Below are 22,715 nucleotides of genomic sequence, written 5' to 3'. Positions count from 1 at the left end.
TCCGGGGCTGCGGGTAAAACTTCTATTCGTGACGGGCGACTGCAAGTTAAGCGAATTTTTCATACCCGCGCTCAGCCACCGGCAGCTTGGTAGCGACTGCTCAGCCCTCCAGCACACCTTGCACCCGCCCCTTCAACCACTGCAACCCGGCATCCCCGCCTCGTCGCGCGTGCCAGGCCAGCTCGAACGCAAACGATGGAATATGAAACGGCGGCGGTACGCTTATCAGGTGCGAGTGATCGATATCGAGCAGGCCCCGGGATGAGACGGTCAGGATCAGGTCCGTGCCCTGAATCAACTGCGGTGCCACGCCCCAGTGCGGCAGGCTGATTGCCACATGACGCCGCTCACGAATCGCGCTCAACGCACGCTCGATTTCCGGCGTGCCGCTGCCGCGCATTTCCAGCAGGACATGGGGACGTGACAAGTAGGCAGGCAGGTCCAGCACGCCGGTCTTCGGCAGGCTGTCACGGTCGACCAGACAGGTGTAATGCTCTTCGAATAATGGCGTCGTGCGCAGTTCGGCCGGCATGTCAGGGAAGACTCCGGCGGCCAGGTCGATATCACCATTGAGTATGCCGTCGACCATGCCTTCGCGACTGGCCTGGATGATCTGCAAGTCGATGCCCGGCGCTTCATGGCGTAACAGACGGACCAGCCCCGGCAGGAAAATCGCCGCGCTGTAGTCCGACATCGCCACCCGAAACCGGCGCTTGGCCGACGCCGGGTCAAAACGGTTCGGCGCCAGCAGCGCCTGCACCTGAGCCAGGGCCTCTGCCAACGGCGTAGCCAATTCGAGCGCACGGGCCGTGGCTATCAATGCGCCGCCCTGGCGCACCAGCAACGGGTCGCCCAGCAGGTCACGCAGGCGCGCCAGCGCATGGCTGACCGCCGGTTGGCTCAGGTGCAGGCGTTCGGCGGCGCGGGTGACATGTTGCTCGCTGAGCAGAGCGTCGAGGATCACCAGCAGGTTAAGGTCGACGCGTCGCAGATCATTCATCAGCTGCATGCTCGGCATAAGAATTTGGAATTTAAATTTGCGCGACGAATAACCTAGAGTCCAGCAAAACCTCTGGGAGATTGGAAATGACAACGTTGCATTGGCTGGGTCTGTTGCTGCTGGCGGTAATCGCCGGCGCCGTGGTGCCGTTTCAGAGTGCAATCAACGCCAACCTGGGGCGCGGGCTCGGCCACCCGTTGTGGGCGACGCTGGCATCCCTGCTGGTAAGCATTATTGTGTTGCTGCCGGTGATCATCGCACTCCGGCTGCCCTTGCCGAGCCTGGCCTTTATCACCCGGGCGCCGCTGTGGATGTGGGCCGGTGGCGCATTTGGGGTGTGCTTCATTTCGCTGGCATTAATGCTGCTGCCCAGGCTGGGCGCATCAGGGTTTATCGCCCTGGCCATGGCCGGGCAGATTCTGGCGTCGTTGCTGCTCGACCATTTCGGGCTGTTCGGCCTGGCGCAGCGTCCAATGACAACGCCGCGGGCGCTCGGAGCGTTGTTGTTGGTGGCCGCGGTGGTGTTGATCCAGTTCAGCGCCACGCCGGTGCGGGCAGCGGCGACGGCGGGTTGATCAGCCGCGCTCGGCGGCCAGATGATTGATGTCGCGCTGCTCCACCGCCGGTTGCGGCGCGCCATGGCGCACTGCCTGCAACATCGCACGGCCGACGGTCTCGGTGCTGACGACCCAGCTCGGCTTTATCCGACGCAAAAACGAGAGCAGCGGCCCGAGCACGCTATAGAACGCCTGGTACAACGGCGTCTTGGAACGCACGCCGTGCAACGGTTGGATGATCCCTGGCCGGAACAGATAGACCGCCTTGAACGGCAAGCGCAGCAAGGCGTTCTCGGTCTTGCCCTTGACCCGTGCCCACATTGACTTGCCCGCCTCGGAACTGTCAGTGCCGGCGCCGGACACATAGATAAACGTCATCTGCGGATTGAGCCGCGCCAGGGTGCTGGCGGCAACCAGTGTCAGGTCGTAAGTGAGGTGGGTGTATTTGACTTCATTCATGCCCGCCGAGGACACGCCCAGGCAGAAGAAGCACGCATCAAAGCCTTGCAGGAGGTTTTCCAGGGGTTGGAAATCCAGCATGTCGCTGTGCAACACCTGGTGCAGTTTGCCGTGCTCCTGGGTCAACGGCGTGCGGCCGACAGCGACCACTTCCTGCACGTCGGGCGCCAGCAGGCACTCGCGCAGCACGCCCTGGCCGACCATGCCGGTGGCGCCGAATAACAGAACTCTCATGGGGGACCTCAGCCGCAAGCTTCACGCTCAAGTTGAACGCATTCAACCTGTAGCTTAACGCCTGCAGCTCGAAGCCGCCCCTATCAAAACGCGCTGCGAAAGATCTCCTCGATCTGACGCTGATCCGCGCGCCGTGGGTTGGTCAGGCCACACGCATCCTTGAGCGCATTGCTCGCCAGCAGCGGAATATCCTGCAACCTGGCGCCGAGCTCACGCAGGCCGGCGGGAATTTCCACATCCTGGGACAAGGCGCGAATCGCGACGATAGCAGCCTGCGCGCCCTCTTCCGGGGTAATCCCCTTGATATCGGCACCCAACGCGCGAGCCACGTCACTCAAGCGCTTGGCGCTGACACTGGCATTGAAACTCTGCACGTGGGGCAGCAGCACCGCATTGCACACGCCGTGAGGAAGGTCGTACAGACCACCGAGCTGGTGCGCCATGGCGTGCACGAACCCCAGCGAGGCATTGTTGAACGCCATGCCCGCGAGGAACTGCGCATACGCCATGTTCTCCCGCGCGGCCAAGTCGCTGCCGTCACGTACCGCCAGGCGCAGGTTGGCACTGATCAATTCGATGGCCTTGATTGCGCACGCGTCGGTGATCGGCGTGGCGGCGGTGGATACGTAGGCCTCAATGGCGTGCGTCAACGCATCCATGCCGGTGGCGGCGGTGAGGCCCTTGGGCATGGCGACCATCAATGCCGGGTCGTTGACCGACAGCAACGGCGTGACATTGCGGTCGACGATGGCCATTTTCACGTGGCGGGTTTCGTCGGTGATGATGCAGAAACGGGTCATCTCACTGGCCGTGCCGGCGGTGGTATTGATCGCCACCAGCGGCAGTTGCGGCCGGCTCGATTGGTCGACGCCCTCATAGTCGCCGATACGCCCGCCGTTGGTGGCGCACAACGCGATGCCCTTGGCGCAGTCGTGAGGCGAGCCGCCGCCCAGGGACACGACAAAATCGCAGGCACTCTGTTGCAGCAACGCCAGGCCCTTCTCGACGTTTTCCACATTGGGGTTTGGCTTGGCGCCATCGTAGACCACCGAATCGATGTCCTGCAGCGCCAGCTTCTCGGCGATCATGCTGGCCACACCGGCTTTGCACAGGCCCTGGTCCGTGACGATCAACGCTTTGCGAAAACCATAATTGCGGATGGCGATCATGGCTTCGTCGAGGCAGTCGATGCCCATGATATTGACGGCGGGGATAAAAAACGTACTGCTCATGGTCGATCCTCAGGGGTTTTATACCCACAGAATCCACCGGTACCGCTTGCCGTATCTTGACCAGGATCAATGCCGGCTCGTGATAAAGTCACCGTCCAGCCGATTTCGAGTAGACCCGCCGCAATGAAGGATTTCCAGGATATTGACGCCCACCTTGACGATTGGAGCGCACTGCGCGACGCCATCGACTTCAATGGGATTCTGATCGGCAACGGCGCAAGCCGTACGATTTGGGAAGACTTTGCCTACGACTCGCTGTTTGAAAACGCTCGCACAGTGGAAGAAAAGCCCCTGAGCCAATCCGAACTCAGCGTATTCGATGCGCTGCAGACCCGCAGTTTCGAGCAGGCCCTGGGCGCGCTGAAAACCACCAGCCGCGTCAACAAGGCCCTGGCGGTCAGCTCGGCGGCGCCACGCAATCGCTACTATGCGATCAAGGAAGCACTGATCAATACGATCCACGCCGTGCATATTCCCTGGCGCCTGATGCAGCCTTCAACCCTGGCGGTCATCAACGCGGAACTGGCCCGCTACACCACGGTATTTACCAGCAACTACGACCTGCTCAACTACTGGGCAATCCTGCACACGCAGGGTATCGACGACCTGTTTCGCAGCGCCGATTCAAGCTTCGACCTGCGCGACACCCGCACCGACGCTACGCGCATTCTGTACCTGCACGGCGGCCTGCACCTGGTGCGCAACCTCGACGGTACCGCGCGCAAACTGCCGTCCACCGACAGCACGTTGCTCAGCAGTTTCGCGATCAACAACACGATCAAGACGCTGGACGATGTGCCGCTGTTCGTCAGTGAGGGCAAGGTGGAGGAAAAGCTCAAGACCATCCGCAGTTCGGATTATCTGTCGTTCTGCTATGAACAGTTGCTCACTCACCAGGGCACGCTGTGCATCTTCGGCCATGACCTGGGGCCGCAGGATAAACACCTGGTGGATGCGATCCGCCAGGCCAACATCACCACCCTGGCCATTTCGGTGTCGGGGCGCAGCGATGGGTTTATTCGCCAGCAGAAGCAGCGGTATTCGCAGTTGTTCGAAGGTACTGGCATGGAACTGAAATTCTTTGCCGCGCGCACCCATCCACTGGGTAATCCAACGCTGTCAGTGCCTGTCGAACACTGATCCAGTGAACGAAGAAGACCAACTGTGGGAGGGGGCTTGCCCCCGATAGCGGTGTATCAGCCAATGAATTTGTCGGCTGACACACCGCCATCGGGGGCAAGCCCCCTCCCACATTTTGAATGGGGTACAGATTTTAAAAAGAGACAAATGACAATAATTCTCGATATCATTCACGACCTTTCCAAGCCGTGCTGCGTCAAGAAGGATATCCATGTCTCGTCCCAAGCCCGACCCATTGTCGGCCGATGCCTGTCGCGGGTTCTATGCAGATATCCTGCATTTCCTGCGCAAACGCACGGACAACGCCAGTGACGCGGCGGACATGACCCAGGATGTGTTTACCCAATGGCTGGACTACCGCGACCGGGCCAAGGTCGAGCAGCCACGGGCGTTTCTGTTTCAGATGGCGCGCAACCTGCTGCGCGATCACTGGCGTAAACAGCAGGTACGCCGCAGTGTCCACGCCGATTCAGCCGACGCCCCCACCGAAGCCGTCACCGACGAGCAAAACGAGCCCATGGCCGCCGCGCTGCGCATCCAGCGCCTGGAACACTTGAAAGAAGTCCTCGCCGAACTCTCGCCGCGCCGGCGTGAAGCCCTTATGCTGCATCGCTTCGAAGGCTTGAGCCAGGCACAGATCGCCGCGCGCATGGGCATTTCGACGAGCATGGTGGAAAAGCACATTGCTTTTGCCCTGCTGCATTGCAAGCGACGTCTTCAACCTGGACCCGGCACGGAGCAGCCACAATGAGCCGCCTGAGCGACCTCGACGCGCTGGACATCGACGCGAGCGACGCCATTGATGCCCAAGCCGCCAGCTGGTTTGCACGCAACCGCAGCCACGCGGACCGTGTCGACAGCAAGGCCTTCGCCGCCTGGCGGGCCAACCCTGCCCATGCGCGCGCCTATGCCGAATTCGAGCAATTGTGGACCGACCTCGCCCAGTTGCAGCCATTGAACAAACCCTTGGCGCTGCCCCGGCGCAAACCGGTATGGCGCCCTGCGCTGGCAATCGCGGCCGCCTTGCTCTGCGCCGTTCTTGCCCCTCATCTCGGTGCGCCACGCGAGCTGTATCACGCCCAGGTTGCCGGCCATGCCAAGGGCATGCGCACCCTGCACCTGCCCGACGGCAGCACCTTGTATGTGAACGCCAACACCCGCATTCACGTGGATTTCACCGCGCACCAGCGCATCCTTCACCTGGACAAAGGCCAGCTGTACATCGAAGTGGCCGCCGACCAGGAGCGCCCGCTGTACGTACAAGCCGGTGAGGCGAATGTGCGAGTGGTGGGCACCGGTTTCGATGTGCGCCGCAGTGAACAGCAACTGGTGGTCAGCGTGGCCCATGGCCAAGTGGCCTTCGAACCGGATGCAAAAAGCCCTGCCACGTTGCTCCAGGCCAGGCAGCGCGCCATTTACCAGTACGCCAGGGGCACGTTGCAACAGCAAAGCCTGAACGCCGAAGACGTCGCTGATTGGCGCAGCGGGCACTTGGCGTTTCGTAACCGCGAGTTGGCCAGCCTGATCGACGAATTGAGCCTTTACCGTCCCCAGGCGCCCTTGCAGGTCAGCAAGGCGGTGGCGCAACTCAAGGTGTCGGGCAACCTGAATGTGAATGACCCGGACGCACTGCTCAACGCCCTGCCCGCCCTGTTACCGGTGAAAACCGTGACGTCCGCCGACGGCATTGTGCGAATCGAATCAAGCAAATAAGCCACACATGAGAATATTTTGCATTCGCATGTGTGGATTTTTTTGCGTGCCCCGTCTTCCTCCCGTCTGCGTTTGATACGCACACCTTTTTGGCTATTTAGCCGCACCGGGGGATCTCATGTTTCGCGCGCCTTGCCCTGCTTCGCACCTGTTTCTACGGCCGACCCTGCTTGCCACCTGCCTGGCGTTCAGCGTCAGCGCCCAGGCCGAGTCATTCACGCTGCAACTGCCGGCCCAGCCGTTGGCGACCTCCCTGAGCCAGGTGGCCCGGCAGGCGAAGATCCAGCTGCTGTTCGATGAGGCGTTGCTCAAGCATGTGCAGGCGCCGGCTCTCAAAGGGGAGTACAGCGCAGAAGAGGCGATTCGCAGCCTGCTCAAAGGCGCCGACTTCACCCTGATCAAGGTTGGCACGACCTACGTGGTGCGCGCCGATGCGGCCAGGACCACGCAAGGCCGCGCAATCCAGCTCGATACCTCGAGCGTGATCGGCACCGGCAACGAAGTGGACTCCAGTACCGTCAACCGCTCCACCCTGACCCAGGCCGACATTGACCGCTACCAGTCCAATAACATCCCCAGCCTGTTGCAGACCCTGCCCGGCGTGAGCCAGGGCGGCTCGCTCAAGCCCGGCGGCCAAACCATCAACATCCGTGGCTTCGGCGATGCCGAAGACGTGCCGATGACCGTGGATGGCGCGACCAAGAGTGGTTTCGAGCGCTACCAGCAGGGCACCGTCTTTATCGAGCCCGAGCTGATCAAGAGCATTGAGGTAGAAAAAGGCCCGAACTCACCGTTCACCGGCAACGGCGGCTTTGGCGGCACGGTCAACATGACCACCAAGGATGCCCCGGACCTGCTCAAGGACGGCCGCAACAGCGGCGCAATGCTCAAATACGGCTACTCGAGCAACGACCATGAACAGGTCTACAGCAGTGCCGTGTACGGCCGCACCGACGACGGCCGTTTCGATGCGCTGGCCTATCTGACCCAACGCGACGGCGGCGACATGAAGGTGGCCGCCAAGCTGCCCAACGAGAACAACCAGTACCCGATCAATCCTCAACGCTTGCCCAACAGCGCCCAGGATGTGGACGGCAAGCTGTTCAAGGTCAACGCTTACTTCACCGAGGAGCACAGTGTCGGCCTGTCCTACTCGCGCTCCCACAGCAACCGCTGGACGCCCTTCTCCGCCGCCAGCTACCCGACACCGCCGACCCAGCTCAACATCGACCGCTACGGTTACGAAGGTGCACTCAAGCGCTTTCTGGCGCACCGCGATACCGTCGACACCACCTGGTCGGGCAAGTACCACTACCAGCCGCTGGACAACCCGCTGGTGGACGTGACCGTCAAGTACTCCCAGTCCAACACCGAACAAAGCGACGAGCGTGACGCCACCGCGTTTTTCCAGTTGGCCACCGGCGGGCGCAAGATGGACACCGCCTACACCGACAAGCATCTGGATATCCGCAACGTCAGCCTGTTCGACACCGGCCCCCTGCAGCATGCGCTGACAGTCGGCGGGCAGGTACGCAAGCACGTGCGCGATACCGAAATGTGGATGCCCGGCAGCACCTACAATACGCCGCGCTATAACTACGGCCATTTCCAGCCAGGCTTCATGCCCCACGGCAAGGTCGACACCAACAGCTTCTTCATCCAGGACGCGGTGACCCTGGGCGACCTGACCATCACCCCGTCGCTGCGCTACGACCATGTGCGCAACCGGGGCGAAGGCAATGATGCGCCGTACTACAACAACCCTGACCCTGCGATCGGCCACGACTACAGCGACCGCACCTACACCGGCTGGTCGCCGCGCCTGGCGCTGTTCTGGACCGTCACGCCAAATGTCGGCCTGTTCGCCAACTGGAGCCAGACCTGGCGTGCGCCGGTGATCGACGAGCAATACGAAGTGCAGGGCCTGGGCAGCCGCACCGCCACCAGCGTGGACCTGGACCCGGAGCGCATCACCTCGATTACCCTGGGCAACATCACTCACTTCGACAATCTCGTCGCCCAGGATGACAACCTGCAATTGCGCACCACCTTGTTCCACAACAAGGTCGAAGACGAAATCTTCAAGGCCACCGGCGTGGGGTGCCGGAACCAGGCCGTCAACGGCGGCACGATTGGCTCCGCCTGCCCAGCGGGGGCGATGTCCAACTACCGCAATATCGGCGGCCTGACGATCAAGGGCATCGAAGTGGAGTCGATCTATAACTCTACCTACGTGTTCGGCTCGGTGTCATTCGCCTATGCCAAAGGCCAGCACGAAGGCGCCTATACCAACCCCTGGGGCCCGGACGTGGCAGCGCGGGATATCCCGCCGACCAAATGGGTGCTGGTGCTGGGTACCCACATTCCGGCCTGGGATGCCCAGGTAGGCTGGATGGGCCAGTTCATCGGCGCCACCCACCGCCTGCCCAGCGACAACTATTCCGGCGGCCCGGGCTCCGCGGTCGGCGATCTGTTCTACGACCAGTATGGCAACAAGCGCTACAACACCCAGGGCCTGTTCGCCAAATGGACACCGCAGCAAGCGTATCTGAAAGGCACCGAGGTGAACTTCACCGTGGACAACCTGTTCAACGAAAACTTCCGCCCGGCGTTGAGCGGCGACCGCGCCTATACCAAGGGGCGCGATGCGAAGATCAGCGTGACGCGGTTCTTCTGATTGCTACACCTGAACACCCGTCTTCAAGCCAAGTGGAGTCTAAATGTGGGAGGGGGCTTGCCCCCGATGACAGAGTGTCAGTCACTGGATGAGTTGCTGATGCACCGCTATCGGGGGCAAGCCCCCTCCCACATGGGGCCTATGTTCAGGCCAAGAAACCATCGGCGCGCAGCAGGGTTTCCAGGCAGTGTTCGGTGATGTGATAGAACGCCTTGAGTTCTTGGATTTTCACCAATAGCTGCGCGTTGTCCAAAGGCTCGGCACGCTTGATCGCCAGGATCATCTTGTTCTTGTTGGTGTGCTCCAACGAGATGAACTCGAACACTTTGGTTTCATAGCCACAGGCTTCGAGAAACAAGGCGCGCAGGCTGTCGGTGACCATTTCCGCCTGTTGGCCCAGGTGCAGGCCGTATTGCAGCATCGGCTTGAGCAGCGCCGGGCTCTGGATCTGCAGGCGGATCTGTTTGTGGCAGCACGGTGAACACATGATGATCGACGCACCGGAACGGATACCGGTGTGAATCGCATAATCGGTGGCGATATCGCAGGCATGCAGGGCGATCATCACGTCCAGCCGGCTCGGCGCGACGCTGCGCACATCGCCGCACTTGAACACCAGCCCCGGGTGCTCCAGGCGCGCGGCCGCTTCGTTGCAAAGGGTGACCATGTCCTGGCGCAACTCGACACCGGTCACTTCGCCTTCGGCCTTGAGCGTGTTGCGCAGGTAGTCGTGGATCGCAAACGTGAGGTAGCCCTTGCCCGAGCCGAAATCGGCAACGCGTACGGGTTGGTCGAGCTGCAACGGCGACGACGTCAGCGCATGACTGAACACTTCGATGAACTTGTTAATCTGCTTCCACTTGCGCGACATCGACGGGATCAGCGCCTGCCTGGCGTCGGTCACGCCCAGGTCGGCGAGGAACGGCCGACTCAGGTCGAGGAAGCGATTTTTCTCGCGGTTATGCTCGGCCGATGGCGCCTCACGCAATTGCTGCGGCTTGCTTTTGAACAGCGAGCTTTTGTTCTTCTTGCTGTATTCCAGCTGGGCTTCGTCAGTCAGCGACAACAGGTGCGCGTTCTTGAACGAGGCCGGCAGCAGCTCGGCAATCGCCGCCACACCGTCGGCCAGCGCCAGGTTCTTGGTGATGTCGCGGGTCTTGTAGCGGTAGACGAAGGACAGGCAGGGCTGTTCCTTGACGGTGACCGCTTTGATGATCAGCCGCTGCAGTTCGGCTTCATCACCGACGTACTTGGCCAGCACCAGCTTGATAAAGGCGTTATGCGCCAGGCTTGCGGTCAGCAGTTCGATGAACTGGGCATGATGATCCGGTGCAGAGCTGGCGGGTTGAGCGGTGACGGACATGAACAAAAACGCCTCGGGCAAAGAATGCCGGGCATTTTAGGGGGGATAACCCGCAACGGCACGGAGTTATTTGACCAGTGGTCAGTTCCAACAGCCAAGGTATATCCAAATGTGGGAGGGGGCTTGCCCCCGATGAGGGTGGGTCAGCTACAGCTAGGCTGGCTGACACACCGCTATCGGGGGCAAGCCCCCTCCCACATTTAGAACGGTGTTGCCCTGGTTATTCGAGTACGACCAGGCGGTTGGGCAGCTCATTGCGCGTCTGCGTCACCGGCACATGCACCTTGAGCAATTCACCACAGGCCTCGATGCACGCAATGAACCCGACCAGCGTTTGCCCCTGCTTCACCTGCTGGGTAAACGCCTTGACGATGCCATCCCAGTTGCTGTCGTCCAACCGCTTGGAGATGCCGTCATCCACCAGGATTTCCACATAGCGCTCCGCCTCGCTGACAAAAATCAGCACCCCGGTGCTGCCCAGCGTGTGATGCAGGTTCTGCTCGAGGAACTGACGGCGCGCCAGGTTCGAGGCGCGCCAATGGCGCACCGAGCGCGGGATCAAACGGGTGGTGACCTTGGGCAAGCGAAACACCAGGCACAGCACAATGAAGGTCGCCCACTGCGCCAGCAACAAGGTGTACATGGTCAGGTAGCCCGACAAGTAATGCACCACCCCGGGTACCACCAATGCGATCAGGCTGGCCCACAGCAACGGAATGTAGGCGTAGTCATCAGCGCGCGCAGCCAGCACAGTGACCAGTTCGGCGTCGGTCTGTTGCTCGACCCGGGCGATCGCCTCGGCCACTTGGCGCTGCTCGTGTTCAGTCAGTAATGCCATGGTTGTAGATGCTCTATTTTCGTTATTGTCATTACCAGCCGCCCGAAGCCCCGCCACCGCCGAAACCGCCACCGCCGCCGCGGAAACCACCGCCGCCGCCTCCCCCACTACCGCCGCCACCGCCACCGCCCCCACCACGCCCGATGAGGCTGAGGATAACCAGCAGGATAGTGCCCACCGGCAGGCCCATGCGATGACACAGCCACAACACGCCGATCAGCAGGATGAAGAAACCGATGGAAAGCGCGGGATTGTCCTTCGGGGCGGACCACGGATCCGCCACCCGGGCCGGCACGGCCAGCGGTTCACCGCCGACCACCTGGATCATAGCCGCCACACCGTCGCTGATGCCCTGGCTGAAATTGCCGGCCTTGAACTTGGGCGCAATCACCTGATTGATGATCACCCAGGACTGCGCATCCGTCAGCACACCTTCCAGGCCGTAGCCGACTTCGATGCGCAACTTTCGCTCGTCGCGGGCCACGAGCAACAGCGCGCCGTTGTCCTTGCCCTTCTGGCCGATGCCCCACGCGCGGCCCAATTGATAACCGTAGTCTTCAATCGGCACGCCCTGCAGGTCGGGGACGGTGACCACCACGATCTGGTCACCGGACGTCTGCTCCAGCGCCTGCAATTGCTGGGTCAGTTGCTCGCGCACCGCCGGGTCGATCATCTGGGCGTTGTCCACCACCCGCCCGGTCAAGGCCGGGAAGGTCAGGGCCGCCTGGGCCAGGCCCACGCAGCCCAGCAGCCACAGCGCCAGGCCTATCCGTAATAAACGCATCGACACCTCAAGGCAGCGTTATTTGAACTTCACCTGCGGCGCCTTATCGGCATCGGCACTGGTGGCTTCAAACGTGGCGCGGATCGGCAAGTCGCTGTACATCACGCTGTGCCACAGGCGACCCGGGAACGTGCGGATCTCGGTGTTGTAGGTCTGCACGGCCTGGATAAAGTCGCGACGGGCCACGGCGATACGGTTTTCCGTGCCCTCGAGTTGCGATTGCAGGGCCAGGAAGTTCTGGTTGGCCTTCAGGTCCGGATAGCGCTCGGACACCACCATCAAACGGCTGAGTGCGCCGCTCAGGCCGTCCTGGGCTTGCTGGAACTGCTTGAGTTTTTCCGGGTTGTCGAGGGTGCTCGCATCCACCTGGATCGAGGTGGCCTTGGCCCGCGCTTCAATCACGGCGGTAAGGGTATCCTGCTCGTGGGCAGCGTAGCCCTTGACCACTTCCACCAGGTTGGGAATCAGGTCGGCACGGCGTTGGTACTGGTTCTGCACCTGGCCCCAGGCGGCCTTGGCCTGTTCGTCCAGGGTCGGGATGTTGTTGATGCCGCAACCGCTCAGCACGCTGCTGATCAATAACAGCGCCGCGGCTTTCAAGCCCCAGCGGTAACCTTGTGCTGCTTGCATGGTGTTTCTCCTGCCCAATCTGGATGGAATGTGATGACTAACCCTATAAACCACGCGCTTGGGGCATAATCCGCCACCACTGGAATGCTTCGAGCCAATCAGCTACAAAGATGCCCAGCGCGAAAAAGAGTTCAGAGTGTGCTGCATTTATCTGAACAACACCCGAACAACAATAGACGCTCCCCACATTTTGGCCGATCAGCCTGACCGCTGTGCAGTGAGCCGAAAAAGGATATTCATGAAGAAGCTGTGTTTGCTCGGCCTTGTTGCCACTCTGGCCAGCCACCCCGTATGGGCAGAAACAAAGCCTGCTGCGCTTAAAGACAAGGACGCCTTCGTCAGCGACCTGCTCAGGCAGATGACCCTCGATGAAAAGATCGGCCAGTTGCGCCTGATCAGCATCGGCCCGGAAATGCCCCGCGAGCTGATCCGCAAGGAAATCGCCGCCGGCCGCATCGGCGGCACCTTCAACTCCATCACCCGCCCGGAAAACCGTCCGATGCAGGACGCGGCCATGCGCAGCCGCTTGAAGATCCCGATGTTCTTCGCCTACGACGTGATCCACGGCCATCGTACGATTTTCCCGATCAGCCTGGCCCTGGCCTCCAGCTGGGACATGGACGCCATCGGCCGCTCCGGGCGCATCGCCGCCCAGGAAGCCGCCGCCGACAGCCTCGACATCACCTTCGCGCCGATGGTCGACATCTCCCGTGACCCGCGCTGGGGCCGCACCTCCGAAGGCTTCGGCGAAGACACCTACCTGGTGTCGCGCATTGCCGAAGTGATGGTCAAGGCGTTCCAGGGCGCCAGCGCCGCAAATGCCGACAGCATCATGGCCAGCGTCAAGCACTTCGCCCTGTACGGCGCGGTGGAAGGCGGCCGCGACTACAACGTGGTCGACATGAGCCCGGTCAAGATGTACCAGGACTACCTGCCGCCCTACCACGCGGCGATCAAGGCCGGCTCAGGCGGCGTGATGGTGGCGCTCAACTCGATCAACGGCGTGCCCGCCACCGCCAACACCTGGCTGATGAACGACCTGTTGCGCAAGGACTGGGGCTTCAAGGGCCTGGCCGTGAGCGACCACGGCGCGATCTTCGAACTGATCAAGCACGGCGTGGCCAGGGACGGGCGTGAAGCCGCCAAGCTGGCGATCAAGGCCGGCATCGACATGAGCATGAACGACACGTTGTACGGCAAGGAACTGCCGGGGCTGCTAAAGTCCGGCGAGATCGAACAGAGCGACATCGACAATGCCGTGCGCGAAGTGCTCGGCGCCAAGTACGACATGGGCCTGTTCAAGGACCCGTACCTGCGCATAGGCAAGGCTGAGGACGACCCGGCCGACACCTATGCCGACAGCCGCCTGCACCGTGCCGATGCACGCGACATCGCGCGCCGCAGCCTGGTGCTGCTGAAGAACCACAACCAGACCCTGCCCCTGAAAAAATCCGCGACCATCGCCCTGGTGGGCCCGCTGGCCAAGGCCCCGATCGACATGATGGGCAGCTGGGCGGCGGCCGGCAAGCCGGAACAGTCGGTGACCCTGCTGGACGGCATGAACGCCGTGATCGGCGGAAAGGGCAAGATCCTCTACGCCCGTGGCGCCAACATCACCGGCGACAAGGCGGTGCTCGACTACCTCAACTTCCTCAACTTCGATGCCCCGGAAGTGGTGGATGACCCGCGCCCGGCCCAGGTGCTGATCGATGAGGCGGTGAAGGCTGCGCAGAATGCTGACGTGATCGTCGCGGCCGTGGGCGAGTCCCGTGGCATGTCCCACGAGTCGTCAAGCCGCACCGACCTGAACATCCCGCAAAGCCAGCGCGACCTGATCAAGGCCCTCAAGGCCACCGGCAAGCCGTTGGTGCTGGTGCTGATGAACGGCCGGCCGCTGTCGATTCTCGAAGAGAACCAACAGGCTGACGCGATCCTGGAAACCTGGTTCTCCGGGACCGAAGGCGGCAACGCCATCGCCGACGTGCTGTTCGGTGACTACAACCCGTCGGGCAAGCTGCCAATCACCTTCCCACGCTCCGTGGGACAGATTCCCACCTACTACAACCACCTGAGCATCGGCCGGCCATTCACGCCGGGCAAGCCGGGCAACTACACCTCGCAGTACTTCGATGACACCACCGGCCCCCTGTTCCCGTTTGGCTATGGCCTGAGCTACACCACGTTCGGCCTGTCGGACATGGCGCTGTCGTCCACCACCCTGAACAAGACCGGCAAGCTCGACGCCAGCGTCACCGTGAAAAACACCGGCAAAGTGGATGGCGAAACCGTGGTGCAGTTGTATATCCAGGACGTGGCCGGCTCGATGATCCGCCCGGTGAAAGAGCTGAAGAACTTCCAGAAAGTAATGCTCAAGGCGGGTGAAGAACGCACCTTGCACTTCACCATTACCGAGGAAGACTTGAAGTTCTACAACGCCCAGCTCAAATTCGCCGCAGAGCCGGGTGAGTTCAATGTACAGATCGGGCTGGATTCCCAGGATGTGCAGCAGCAGAGCTTTGAACTGCTCTAAACCTCAAATGCAGTAAAAAATGTGGGAGGGGCGGTGCGACGATTCGACTTGCCCCCGATTGCGGTGGATCAGTCAGCATATTTGTTACTGACCCACTGCTATCGGGGGCAAGCCCCCTCCCACATTTGATTTGAGGTGATACAACTAGCCGCGTCGGCCCAGCAGATTGACCACCAACCGATCAATCCACCCCCACACCCGCTGCTTCACCCGCCGCCACAATGGCCGCGCCTTCCAGGCCTCCAGGCTGACCGCCTGGCTTTGCGCAAAATCACGCTCGAAACTGCCCGCCACCGCCTGCGTCAATTCAGGGTCCAGCGCTTCCAGGTTGGCTTCCAGATTGAAGCGCAGATTCCAGTGGTCGAAATTGCACGAGCCAATGCTGACCCAGTCATCCACCAGCACCATCTTCAGGTGCAAAAAGCACGGCTGGTATTCAAAGATCTGCACGCCTGAACGCAGCAGACGCGGGTAATAACGATGGCCGGCGTAACGTACCGACGGATGATCGGTACGCGGACCGGTGAGCAGCAAGCGCACATCCACACCGCGTCCGGCCGCACGGCGCAAGGCACGGCGCACGCTCCAGGTCGGCAGGAAATACGGCGTCGCCAGCCAGATGCGCCCTTTGCTGCTGTTCAAGCCGCGAATCAACGACTGCAAAATATCACGGTGTTGACGGGCGTCGGCGTACGCCACGCGACCAAGCCCCGGCCCGGTCGCAGGCACCTTGGGCAACCGCGCCAGGCCGAAATGGGTCGCCGGTTTCCATTCTCGACGTGCCGCGTTGGCGTGCCATTGGCGGTCGAACAAAGCCTGCCAGTCCAGCACCAGCGGGCCGCTGATCTGCACCATCACCTCATGCCAGTCGGCCGTGTCTTGCCCAGGCGTCCAGAATTCATCGGTAACGCCGGTCCCGCCGATCACCGCGACGTCCTGGTCGATCAGCAGCAGCTTGCGGTGGTCGCGGTACAGGTTGCGCATCCAGCGCCGCCAGCTCAGGCGATTATAGAAACGCAGCTGCACACCCGCGTCGGTCAACCGCTTGCGCAGCCCGAGGGTAAACGCCAGGCTGCCGTAATCATCGAACAGGCAGCGCACCTGCACCCCGCGCTCAGCCGCGAGTACCAGCGCCTGCACCATCGCTTCGGCACAGGCCCCGGCTTCCACCAGATACAGCTCCAGATCCACTTGCCGCTCGGCGCGGGCAATGCCCACCAGCATCTGCGGGAAAAAATTCGGGCCGTCGATCAACAACTCGAAGCGGTTGGCGCTGCGCCACGGGAACACCGCGCCGCCCATGTCAGCGCGCCGTGAAGATCAGCACCGCACCCACCGGCACCGACAAGCTGATCGACTTCAACCCCGCCGCTTTGCGCAATGCCGCCACGCCGGGTTGCAGCTCGAAATCTTCGGCGCGCACCACCACCGGCTCCAGGGTCACGACCTGAAAGCGCCGATCATCCAGACGCGTGGCCAGCAGCTCGGCGTTGTAGGTGTGGGTCTTGCCATGCAAGGTGATACTCAGCGGCAGGCGCAATTCCAATTGCGCGCCGGACGCCAAATCATTGATCGGCTGCAGGTTGATCTGGGTGCTGATCAACGCTTCGGGAAACTGCTTGATCTCGAACAGTTGCTTACGCATGCGCTCGTCACGCAGCGGGATGCCACTGTTGATCGACTCCAGCTCCACCTGCACCTGGGCCGCGCCCTGGCCGTCGACCTTGCCGTGCAGCACCAGGAAGCGGTGCACTTCTGCAATCTCGGTATTTTTGGTGGTGACGAAGGACAGGCGTGAGGATTCGTTATCCAGGTACCAGTCGGCGTGGGCAGGCACGGCTGCGGCGGCCAAGAGGGCGAAGGCCAAGGGTTTGATTGACATTTAAGACTCGCGGGGAAAAACCTGAGCGAACCTTAAGCGCAATCTCCCAAGCGGCGCAAATCCAATGTGGGAGGGGGCTTGCCCCCGATGACGGTGGATCAGCAATACATCCAGTGACTGACACTCTGCCATCGGGGGCAAGCCCCCTCCCACAGAGAATCTTTGGTGTGTCAGGGGTTGAGGCGGCAGCCTTGGCGATCACCTAACCATCGCGCCGTATGCGTACGCCCCAACCCACTCGCCGTCACTTCACTGCGCTCCGGCGTGTCGACAAACGCACTGGTCGGCACGTACTGCTTCACATACCCCAGGCAATACTGCGCCGGGTTGTTCTGCACATACCGGCACGAGCAATACTCCTTGGCCGTGTACGCCGCGATGATGTCGGGGAAGGCTTGCAGGTTGACGCGTTCGTGCCAGATCCAGCCCAGCAGGGCGAGCAACAGCAGCACAAACAGGCTGGTAAACGGGCGACGGCGAATCATGACCGCACCGCCGCCAGCACGCGCTTGAGCAGTTCGTTATGCCGGTAGCTGCCGTCGCGGTCATCGCCGTAGCGCACGATCACCAGGTGTTCGTCGGGCAGCACAAACAGCGCCTGGCCCCAGTGTCCCAGTGCGGCGAAGGTGTCGGCCGGTGCGTCGGGCCAGGGTTGGGGGACGCCCTTGTTGAGCCACCATTGGCCGCCGGGCACAGCTTCATCCTGGCCCGCTTTGTAGTTGTCGAATGGCTGCCGATTGAAGGCCACCCACGCTTTGGGCAACAACTGTTGCTCACCCCAGCGCCCGTCCCGCGCCATCAGCAAGCCGACCCGCGCCAGGTCGCGAGCGGTGAGGTAGGCGTAGGACGAGGCGACGAAGGTTTCGTCGGCATCGCTTTCCCACGTCGCGTTGCGAATGCCCAATGGCTTGAACAGCGCATCCCACGGATAGCTCATGTACGCCTTGTGGCCGAGCATCCCTTTAAGCGCAGCAGACAGAATGTTGCTGTCGCCGCTGGAATAGCGAAACGCCCGGCCGGGTTCGGCGGCGGCCTCGGTATCGGCGGCAAATTGCGCCATATCCCCACGCCCACGGGTGTAAAGCATCGCCACGACAGAAGACTTCAACGGGGCGTATTCATAGTCCTCCTGCCAATCCAACCCCGAAGCCCAATGCAGCAAGTCGGCCATGCTGACCTTGGGGTGCTGTTTCATCGGCGAATAGAAGCGCGCAACGGGGTCGGTGAGCTTGAAGCGCCCTTCACCGTAGGCCACGCCGAGCACCGTGGCCATCAGGCTTTTGCTCACCGACCAGGTCAGGTGCGGGGTGCTGACGGTGGTGGGTGCGGCGTAGCGTTCATAGATGATCACGCCGTCACGAATAACCAGCAGCGCGTCGGTGCGAATGCCTTGGCGGCTGGTGTCGTCACGGGGCGGGAAAGCGTAGGCGTTCAGCGCATCGAAGGCGGGACCTGCCAGGGGTGGGCCCAGGGCCCACTCCTTTTCGGGCCAGACTTCGGCGCGGGCAGTAACGGTGACGAACAGCACAACAACGCACAACAGGCCTCGGACCATGGGCACAAACTCAAGGGGGGCATTCAAGCCCGCGAGCCTAGCGCAGGCCCATGACAGATTTGCGACATGAGGCTTGTCACCCAACCGTCACCGTAACTTCATGGAGATGACACCGAGGCTACATAGCCTGACTTTGGACAACAAAGTCGACTGGCCGCAACCTGGCCGGCACTCGGAGACTCGCTATGACTCAGATCGCCCGCATCAGCGACAAAGGCAATGAACGCCGCCTGCAAGCCGAACGCCTGGTAGGCGCACAGGCCTTGCAGGAAGCCCAGGCCCTGCGGTTCAACGTGTTCAGCGGCGAGTTCAACGCCAAGCTGAAAGGCGCGGAACTGGGTCTGGACATGGATGACTATGATGTTCACTGCAGCCACATCGGCGTGCGGGATTTGAACAGCGGTCGGCTCGTCGCTACCACGCGTTTGCTCGACCACCAGGCCGCCAGCACCCTGGGCCGGTTCTACAGCGAGGAAGAGTTCAGCCTGCATGGCTTGCTGCACTTGCAGGGCCCGATCCTGGAAATCGGCCGCACCTGCGTCGACCCGGCCTATCGCAACGGCGGCACCATCGCAGTGTTGTGGGGTGAATTGGCCGAGGTGCTCAACCAGGGTGGCTACAGCTACCTGATGGGCTGCGCGAGTATCCCGATGCACGATGGCGGCATCCAGGCCCACGCGATCATGCAGCGTCTGCGCGAGCGCTACCTGTGCAACGAGCATCTGCGCGCCGAGCCGAAAAAACCCCTGCCGGCCCTGGACCTGCCCTCCAACGTCATCGCCGAAATGCCGCCGCTGCTCAAGGCCTATATGCGCCTGGGGGCGAAGATCTGCGGCGAACCGTGCTGGGACGAAGACTTCCAGGTGGCCGACGTGTTCATCCTGCTCAAGCGCGATCAGTTGTGCCCGCGCTACGCGCGCCACTTCAAGGCGGCGATGTGATGGACCGCCTGCGCGTGTACGGGCGCATCGCCCGGGTGCTGGTGGTGGTGGCGCTGGGCCTGAGCATGGCCAGTGTGTTTGGCCTGTTCGAACGCCTGGGGGTGGCCAACTCGATGGTGCGGCGCCAGCGTTGGTCGCGGTTCTTCATGGCACGGCTGACCAATGCCCTGCCCTTTCGCGTGACGGTGCACGGCGAGGTGCCGCAAACGCCGATGCTGTGGGTGAGCAATCATGTGTCCTGGACGGATATTCCGTTGCTGGGCGCAGTGGCGCCGATGTCGTTTTTGTCCAAGGCCGAAGTGCGCACCTGGCCGGTGGCCGGCTGGTTGGCGGCCAAGGCCGGGAGTCTGTTCATTCGTCGCGGCGCGGGTGACAGCCAGTTGATTCGCAAGCAGATGACCCGTCATCTGGAGCAACGCCACCCGCTGCTGATGTTTCCGGAAGGCACCACCACGGACGGGCGCAGTCTGCGTACCTTTCACGGGCGCTTGCTGGCCAGTGCGATCGATGCGGATGTGTCGCTGCAACCGGTGGCCATACGGTATCTGCGCGACGGTGAGGTGGACTCATTGGCGCCGTTCATTGGCGATGATGATTTGCTGTCGCACCTGATGCGCTTGTTTTCCAACGACCAGGGCGATGTGGAGATTCATCTGCTCAAGCCGATTGCCTGCGCCGGGCAGGAACGCGCAGCATTGGCATATCAGGCGCAGCAGGCGGTGCAGAAGGCGTTGTTCGGGCCTTTGCCGGAGAGTGAGCAGGCGCATGTGCGACCAGCATTCGCCGCCTGAATGCTGTGAACACACTCCAAATGTGGGAGGGGGCTTGCCCCCGATAGCAGTGGTTCAGTCACTACAGACAGTGACTGACACACCGCCATCGGGGGCAAGCCCCCTCCCACATTTTAGATCTCAGTGTTCAGCTGGATACGTGCAAAGCTCTGTAATTGGGGGTAGAAAACCCGGAAATCTTCACTCAACGGCTCGTAAAGCTCGCGCAACTCACGCATCGCAAATCCCAGCGCTTCAGAGTCCGTCAACCGCCGCGAAATCCCGCGCAATACCTGCTCCATCACCGCAAACTCACGATAAGACCCCAGCCAATCATCCGCCGCCATATACGGCGCAATCTGCGCCAGCCGCCCCGGCAACGCGGGTTCTGCGGCGAGCACGCGGTACACCTGCGCGGTGAAGCGCTCCAGGGGCTGGTCGGCATACAGCGCCCAATCCCGCGCCAGGCAATGGTCGAAAAACACGTCGAGCACGATTCCGGCATAGCGCCTGCGGGTCAGGCTGAAGCGCGACAACGCCGCCCCTACCAACGGGTGGCTGTCGGTGAACCGGTCAATCGAGCGATGCAACTGGATCGCCGCTTCGATTTGCGGGTTGAACTGGCCCTGCAGGCGGCCTTTGACGAAGTCGCCATACAGGCTGCCCAGCAATTGCGCAGGCCGTTGGCCGCCCAGGTGCAGATGTGCGAGATAATTCATGGCGCGCAGTCTACCACTGCGACCAACATATCGTTATAACCCGATATACCGATTCGTGCAGAGATCAGATCAAAATCATATTTGTATATCGGGATATGACGATTTAAAGTTCGCCTCATCGCGATATAACGTTTTACGACACCGAGCCCCTGCCATGTCCATCGACCTCGACGAAATAATAAAAGCCCTGGCCCACCCAGTACGACGAGACATCCTTACCTGGCTGAAAGACCCGAAAGTGCAGTTTCCCGAACAACTGCACAACCACGAATACGGCATCTGCGCCGGGCAGATCGACCAGCGCTGCGGCTTGTCCCAGTCGACCGTGTCGGCCCACTTGGCGACCTTGCAACGGGCGGGCCTGATCACCAGCCAGAAAGCCGGACAGTGGCACTTTTTCAGACGCAACGAAGAAACGATCCAAGCCTTCCTCGCAGCGCTCATCAGCGAACTCAGCGCCCCTGCGCCGCAATAAGGAGCCGAGAATGCCGCTCTCATTGCTCATGATTCTCGCGCTGCTGGTGACCCTGACTACTTTCCGCCAGAACGGCAATGCCGACCTGGCCCCCGCGACCAACTGATCAACTTGAAGAGAAGGTACTTTCCCATGACGACTATTTTCGATCCGATAAAACTGGGCGACCTCGAACTGTCGAACCGCATCATCATGGCGCCGCTGACCCGCTGCCGTGCCGATGAAGGCCGCGTGCCCAACGCACTGATGGCCGAGTATTACGTACAGCGCGCGTCTGCCGGGCTGATCCTCAGCGAAGCCACTTCCGTAACGCCGATGGGTGTGGGTTACCCGGACACGCCGGGCATCTGGTCCAACGACCAGGTGCGTGGCTGGGCCAACATCACCAAGGCGGTACACGGCGCGGGCGGCAAGATATTCCTGCAACTGTGGCATGTCGGCCGCATCTCCCATGAGTCGTACCTCAATGGCGAGGCCCCGGTGGCGCCGAGCGCGATCCAGGCCAAAGGCCACGTCAGCCTGGTGCGCCCGCTGGCCGACTACCCCACCCCGCGCGCCCTGGAAACCGCTGAAATCGCCGACATCATCGACGCTTACCGCACCGGCGCCGAAAACGCCAAGGCCGCCGGTTTCGACGGCGTGGAAATCCACGGTGCCAACGGCTACCTGCTCGACCAGTTCCTCCAAAGCAGCACCAACCAGCGCACCGACCAATACGGCGGCTCCCTGGAAAACCGTGCGCGCCTGTTGCTGGAAGTGACCGACGCCGCCATCGAAGTCTGGGGCGCCGGCCGCGTGGGCGTGCACCTGGCACCGCGTGCCGACGCCCACGACATGGGCGATGACAACCTGGCGGAAACCTTCACCTACGTCGCCAGCGAACTGGGCAAACGTGGCATCGCCTTCATCTGTTCCCGTGAAAAAGAAGGCGCCGACAGCCTCGGCCCGCAACTGAAAAAAGCCTTCGGCGGCATGTACATCGCCAACGAACGCTTCACCAAAGACAGCGCCAACGCCTGGCTGGCCGCCGGCAAGGCCGATGCGGTGGCCTTCGGCATACCGTTCATTGCCAACCCGGACCTGCCGGCACGCCTGAAGGCCGATGCGCCGCTGAACGAGCCGCACCCGGAAACCTTCTACGGCAAAGGTCCGGTGGGTTATATCGATTATCCGACGCTGCCGATTTAACTGACCAAAACACACAACAATGTGGGAG

At 61.8% G+C, this 22,715-nt stretch carries 22 protein-coding genes; 10 read left to right on the top strand and 12 right to left on the bottom strand.

Annotated features, from left to right (window positions below):
* Positions 1-100: 100 nt before the first annotated feature.
* Positions 101-1,009: a LysR family transcriptional regulator gene (locus BOP93_RS06915; RefSeq protein WP_420220223.1), complete on the bottom strand. Its 909-nt coding sequence runs from the start codon at positions 1,007-1,009 to the stop codon at positions 101-103.
* A gap of 77 nt (positions 1,010-1,086) precedes the next feature.
* Here BOP93_RS06915 and BOP93_RS06910 point away from each other — a divergent pair, with 77 nt between their 5' ends.
* Complete coding sequence (locus BOP93_RS06910) at positions 1,087-1,575, top strand: DMT family transporter (RefSeq protein ID WP_065893448.1); 489 nt, start codon at positions 1,087-1,089, stop codon at positions 1,573-1,575.
* Here the strand turns inward: BOP93_RS06910 and BOP93_RS06905 are convergent, their stop codons facing one another.
* Complete coding sequence (locus BOP93_RS06905) at positions 1,576-2,250, bottom strand: NAD(P)H-binding protein (RefSeq protein WP_104502023.1); 675 nt, start codon at positions 2,248-2,250, stop codon at positions 1,576-1,578.
* An 83-nt stretch (positions 2,251-2,333) separates the two neighbouring features.
* The gene (yiaY, locus tag BOP93_RS06900; protein ID WP_065886202.1) at positions 2,334-3,482 is read right to left on the bottom strand and encodes an L-threonine dehydrogenase; all 1,149 of its coding nucleotides are present in this window, start codon (positions 3,480-3,482) and stop codon (positions 2,334-2,336) included.
* Between the two features lie 123 nt (positions 3,483-3,605).
* Between yiaY and BOP93_RS06895 the strand changes: the two genes are divergently transcribed.
* From BOP93_RS06895 to BOP93_RS06880, 4 genes are all read left to right on the top strand, one after another.
* A complete protein-coding gene (locus BOP93_RS06895; RefSeq protein WP_104502022.1) occupies positions 3,606-4,622 on the top strand; it encodes a DUF4917 family protein in 1,017 nt (338 codons plus the stop codon).
* Positions 4,623-4,833: 211 nt separating this feature from the next.
* Positions 4,834-5,373: an RNA polymerase sigma factor gene (locus tag BOP93_RS06890; RefSeq protein ID WP_104502021.1), complete on the top strand. Its 540-nt coding sequence runs from the start codon at positions 4,834-4,836 to the stop codon at positions 5,371-5,373.
* Positions 5,370-6,335: a FecR family protein gene (locus tag BOP93_RS06885; protein ID WP_104502020.1), complete on the top strand. Its 966-nt coding sequence runs from the start codon at positions 5,370-5,372 to the stop codon at positions 6,333-6,335. Before BOP93_RS06890 ends, BOP93_RS06885 begins: the two co-directional genes overlap by 4 nt.
* A 118-nt stretch (positions 6,336-6,453) precedes the next feature.
* On the top strand, positions 6,454-9,012 hold the full coding sequence (locus tag BOP93_RS06880) for a TonB-dependent receptor (protein WP_104502019.1): 2,559 nt from the start codon (positions 6,454-6,456) through the stop codon (positions 9,010-9,012).
* Between the two features lie 145 nt (positions 9,013-9,157).
* On the opposite strand, the gene BOP93_RS06875 is transcribed toward BOP93_RS06880, so the two are convergent.
* From BOP93_RS06875 to BOP93_RS06860, 4 genes are all read right to left on the bottom strand, one after another.
* Positions 9,158-10,375, bottom strand: coding sequence for a class I SAM-dependent methyltransferase (locus BOP93_RS06875; RefSeq protein ID WP_104502018.1), 1,218 nt, complete (start codon positions 10,373-10,375; stop codon positions 9,158-9,160).
* 220 nt (positions 10,376-10,595) lie between these two features.
* Positions 10,596-11,213 (bottom strand): TPM domain-containing protein, encoded by a 618-nt coding sequence (locus BOP93_RS06870; protein ID WP_104502017.1) that lies wholly within the window; start codon positions 11,211-11,213, stop codon positions 10,596-10,598.
* Between the two features lie 31 nt (positions 11,214-11,244).
* Positions 11,245-11,997 carry a TPM domain-containing protein gene (locus BOP93_RS06865; protein WP_104502016.1) on the bottom strand — a complete coding sequence of 251 codons (753 nt, stop codon included), beginning with the start codon at positions 11,995-11,997 and terminating at the stop codon, positions 11,245-11,247.
* Positions 11,998-12,015: 18 nt separating this feature from the next.
* Positions 12,016-12,627, bottom strand: a complete 612-nt coding sequence (locus BOP93_RS06860; protein WP_065886194.1) for a LemA family protein — start codon at positions 12,625-12,627, stop codon at positions 12,016-12,018.
* A 238-nt stretch (positions 12,628-12,865) separates the two neighbouring features.
* On the opposite strand from BOP93_RS06860, the gene bglX reads away from it, so the two are divergent.
* A complete protein-coding gene (gene bglX, locus BOP93_RS06855) occupies positions 12,866-15,157 on the top strand; it encodes a beta-glucosidase BglX (protein WP_104502015.1) in 2,292 nt (763 codons plus the stop codon).
* Positions 15,158-15,301: 144 nt separating this feature from the next.
* Here the strand turns inward: bglX and BOP93_RS06850 are convergent, their stop codons facing one another.
* From BOP93_RS06850 to BOP93_RS06835, 4 genes are all read right to left on the bottom strand, one after another.
* A complete protein-coding gene (locus tag BOP93_RS06850; protein ID WP_104502014.1) occupies positions 15,302-16,459 on the bottom strand; it encodes a phospholipase D-like domain-containing protein in 1,158 nt (385 codons plus the stop codon).
* 1 nt (position 16,460) lies between these two features.
* Positions 16,461-17,039, bottom strand: a complete 579-nt coding sequence (locus tag BOP93_RS06845; protein ID WP_104502013.1) for a YceI family protein — start codon at positions 17,037-17,039, stop codon at positions 16,461-16,463.
* Positions 17,040-17,209: 170 nt separating this feature from the next.
* Positions 17,210-17,524 (bottom strand): amidase, encoded by a 315-nt coding sequence (locus BOP93_RS06840; protein ID WP_104502012.1) that lies wholly within the window; start codon positions 17,522-17,524, stop codon positions 17,210-17,212.
* Entirely contained in the window at positions 17,521-18,594 is a 1,074-nt protein-coding gene (locus BOP93_RS06835; protein ID WP_104502011.1) for a serine hydrolase domain-containing protein, read from the bottom strand. The genes BOP93_RS06840 and BOP93_RS06835 overlap by 4 nt, the downstream gene beginning before the upstream one ends.
* 185 nt (positions 18,595-18,779) lie before the next feature.
* Between BOP93_RS06835 and olsB the strand changes: the two genes are divergently transcribed.
* Together olsB and BOP93_RS06825 are read left to right on the top strand one after the other, a co-directional pair.
* Entirely contained in the window at positions 18,780-19,535 is a 756-nt protein-coding gene (gene olsB / locus BOP93_RS06830) for an L-ornithine N(alpha)-acyltransferase (RefSeq protein WP_065886188.1), read from the top strand.
* Positions 19,535-20,326 (top strand): lysophospholipid acyltransferase family protein, encoded by a 792-nt coding sequence (locus tag BOP93_RS06825; RefSeq protein ID WP_104502010.1) that lies wholly within the window; start codon positions 19,535-19,537, stop codon positions 20,324-20,326. Before olsB ends, BOP93_RS06825 begins: the two co-directional genes overlap by 1 nt.
* A gap of 113 nt (positions 20,327-20,439) precedes the next feature.
* Here the strand turns inward: BOP93_RS06825 and BOP93_RS06820 are convergent, their stop codons facing one another.
* The gene (locus tag BOP93_RS06820) at positions 20,440-21,024 is read right to left on the bottom strand and encodes an ACP phosphodiesterase (protein ID WP_104502009.1); all 585 of its coding nucleotides are present in this window, start codon (positions 21,022-21,024) and stop codon (positions 20,440-20,442) included.
* Positions 21,025-21,178: 154 nt separating this feature from the next.
* Between BOP93_RS06820 and BOP93_RS06815 the strand changes: the two genes are divergently transcribed.
* Together BOP93_RS06815 and BOP93_RS06810 are read left to right on the top strand one after the other, a co-directional pair.
* A complete protein-coding gene (locus BOP93_RS06815; RefSeq protein ID WP_065897035.1) occupies positions 21,179-21,499 on the top strand; it encodes an ArsR/SmtB family transcription factor in 321 nt (106 codons plus the stop codon).
* 132 nt (positions 21,500-21,631) lie between these two features.
* Entirely contained in the window at positions 21,632-22,687 is a 1,056-nt protein-coding gene (locus tag BOP93_RS06810; RefSeq protein WP_104502008.1) for an alkene reductase, read from the top strand.
* The last annotated feature ends 28 nt before the right edge of the window (positions 22,688-22,715 follow it).

The organism is Pseudomonas orientalis (assembly GCF_002934065.1).
Taxonomy (GTDB): Bacteria; Pseudomonadota; Gammaproteobacteria; order Pseudomonadales; family Pseudomonadaceae; genus Aquipseudomonas; species Aquipseudomonas orientalis_A.
The sequence above is the reverse complement of the archived record's forward strand: the minus strand, read 5'-3'. Positions and strand labels throughout refer to the sequence as shown.

Excerpts from the sequence above, each read along its gene's own strand:
- yiaY (WP_065886202.1), bottom strand. The coding sequence starts at position 3,482 with ATGAGCAGTACGTTTTTTATCCCCGCCGTCAATATCATGGGCATCGAC.
- BOP93_RS06810 (WP_104502008.1), top strand. The coding sequence starts at position 21,632 with ATGACGACTATTTTCGATCCGATAAAACTGGGCGACCTCGAACTGTCG.
- BOP93_RS06910 (WP_065893448.1), top strand. The coding sequence starts at position 1,087 with ATGACAACGTTGCATTGGCTGGGTCTGTTGCTGCTGGCGGTAATCGCC.
- BOP93_RS06860 (WP_065886194.1), bottom strand. The coding sequence starts at position 12,627 with ATGCAAGCAGCACAAGGTTACCGCTGGGGCTTGAAAGCCGCGGCGCTG.
- bglX (WP_104502015.1), top strand. The coding sequence starts at position 12,866 with ATGAAGAAGCTGTGTTTGCTCGGCCTTGTTGCCACTCTGGCCAGCCAC.
- BOP93_RS06915 (WP_420220223.1), bottom strand. The coding sequence starts at position 1,009 with ATGCAGCTGATGAATGATCTGCGACGCGTCGACCTTAACCTGCTGGTG.
- BOP93_RS06870 (WP_104502017.1), bottom strand. The coding sequence starts at position 11,213 with ATGGCATTACTGACTGAACACGAGCAGCGCCAAGTGGCCGAGGCGATC.
- BOP93_RS06880 (WP_104502019.1), top strand. The coding sequence starts at position 6,454 with ATGTTTCGCGCGCCTTGCCCTGCTTCGCACCTGTTTCTACGGCCGACC.
- BOP93_RS06875 (WP_104502018.1), bottom strand. The coding sequence starts at position 10,375 with ATGTCCGTCACCGCTCAACCCGCCAGCTCTGCACCGGATCATCATGCC.
- BOP93_RS06890 (WP_104502021.1), top strand. The coding sequence starts at position 4,834 with ATGTCTCGTCCCAAGCCCGACCCATTGTCGGCCGATGCCTGTCGCGGG.
- BOP93_RS06815 (WP_065897035.1), top strand. The coding sequence starts at position 21,179 with ATGTCCATCGACCTCGACGAAATAATAAAAGCCCTGGCCCACCCAGTA.
- BOP93_RS06820 (WP_104502009.1), bottom strand. The coding sequence starts at position 21,024 with ATGAATTATCTCGCACATCTGCACCTGGGCGGCCAACGGCCTGCGCAA.
- BOP93_RS06840 (WP_104502012.1), bottom strand. The coding sequence starts at position 17,524 with ATGATTCGCCGTCGCCCGTTTACCAGCCTGTTTGTGCTGCTGTTGCTC.
- BOP93_RS06905 (WP_104502023.1), bottom strand. The coding sequence starts at position 2,250 with ATGAGAGTTCTGTTATTCGGCGCCACCGGCATGGTCGGCCAGGGCGTG.
- BOP93_RS06885 (WP_104502020.1), top strand. The coding sequence starts at position 5,370 with ATGAGCCGCCTGAGCGACCTCGACGCGCTGGACATCGACGCGAGCGAC.
- BOP93_RS06835 (WP_104502011.1), bottom strand. The coding sequence starts at position 18,594 with ATGGTCCGAGGCCTGTTGTGCGTTGTTGTGCTGTTCGTCACCGTTACT.
- BOP93_RS06865 (WP_104502016.1), bottom strand. The coding sequence starts at position 11,997 with ATGCGTTTATTACGGATAGGCCTGGCGCTGTGGCTGCTGGGCTGCGTG.
- olsB (WP_065886188.1), top strand. The coding sequence starts at position 18,780 with ATGACTCAGATCGCCCGCATCAGCGACAAAGGCAATGAACGCCGCCTG.
- BOP93_RS06850 (WP_104502014.1), bottom strand. The coding sequence starts at position 16,459 with ATGGGCGGCGCGGTGTTCCCGTGGCGCAGCGCCAACCGCTTCGAGTTG.
- BOP93_RS06825 (WP_104502010.1), top strand. The coding sequence starts at position 19,535 with ATGGACCGCCTGCGCGTGTACGGGCGCATCGCCCGGGTGCTGGTGGTG.
- BOP93_RS06845 (WP_104502013.1), bottom strand. The coding sequence starts at position 17,039 with ATGTCAATCAAACCCTTGGCCTTCGCCCTCTTGGCCGCCGCAGCCGTG.
- BOP93_RS06895 (WP_104502022.1), top strand. The coding sequence starts at position 3,606 with ATGAAGGATTTCCAGGATATTGACGCCCACCTTGACGATTGGAGCGCA.